Origin of the sequence: Pseudomonas psychrophila, assembly GCF_001043005.1 — a bacterium.
Classification (GTDB): domain Bacteria; phylum Pseudomonadota; class Gammaproteobacteria; order Pseudomonadales; family Pseudomonadaceae; genus Aquipseudomonas; species Aquipseudomonas psychrophila.
Genome location: NZ_JYKZ01000038.1, coordinates 1 through 873 on the forward strand (window position 1 = coordinate 1; position 873 = coordinate 873).

The window sequence follows — 873 nt, forward strand, 5'->3', positions numbered from 1 at the left end:
CCTCCAAGCATTGCGCTGTATGGCATCGCACTGGCCGCGACATTGTTTGTGATGGCCCCGGTGGGTTATGAAATCTCTGAAAACCTCAAGCAGTCGCCGATCGACCTCAGTAGCGTGCAGGCCTTGCAAGACAGCGGCCTGCAGGCCTTGCAACCCTTGCGGGCCTTTATGCTGCGCAATACGGCACCTGATGTACTGACCCACCTGCTGGATAACACTGCGCGCCTGTGGCCTGCGCACATGGCGCAACACGTTGATCGCGATGATCTGATCCTGCTGGTGCCGGCCTTTGTGTTGTCACAGTTGCAGGCGGGTTTCGAGATCTGGTTTCTGATCTATATCCCGTTCATTGTCATTGACCTGATTGTGTCGAATCTGCTGCTGGCCCTCGGGATGCAAATGGTGTCGCCCATGACAATCTCATTGCCGCTCAAGTTGCTGCTGTTTGTACTGGTGTCGGGGTGGACGCGTCTGCTCGACAGTCTTTTCCTGTCTTACGTGTGAGGCCCCTATGGAGCCTATTCTGCTGTTTAAACAGGGCATGCTGCTGGTGGTGGTGCTGTCTGCGCCACCGCTGATCGTGGCGGTGGTTGTCGGTGTACTGACCTCACTGGTCCAGGCATTGATGCAGATTCAGGATCAGACTTTACCCTTCGGTATCAAGCTGGTGGCAGTGGGGATCACGCTGGCGTTAACCGGGCACTGGGTCGGGGTTGAGTTGATGCAATTGACCCAACTGACCTTCGACATGGCTGCGCGTTCTGCGCTCTAAAGGGGGGCCGGACATGACGTTACCTGCTTCGTACCTTGAGTTCCTGCCCAGTATTGCCATTGCGATGGCTCGCCTTCATCCGTGCTTTTACCTGACACCGG

At 56.4% G+C, this 873-nt stretch carries 2 protein-coding genes; both read left to right on the top strand.

The window, feature by feature from the left end; translation table 11 throughout:
- On the top strand, window positions 1-504 hold a 504-nt coding region (sctR, locus tag TU76_RS23900), incomplete at its 5' end, for a type III secretion system export apparatus subunit SctR (protein ID WP_048352627.1).
- A gap of 7 nt (window positions 505-511) precedes the next feature.
- Window positions 512-772, top strand: a complete 261-nt coding sequence (sctS, locus tag TU76_RS23905; protein WP_048352628.1) for a type III secretion system export apparatus subunit SctS — start codon at window positions 512-514, stop codon at window positions 770-772.
- Window positions 773-873 lie beyond the last annotated feature (101 nt).

What these genes read in the sequence shown, in the direction of transcription:
- sctS (WP_048352628.1), top strand. Translation starts at nt 512, where the DNA reads ATGGAGCCTATTCTGCTGTTTAAACAGGGCATGCTGCTGGTGGTGGTG.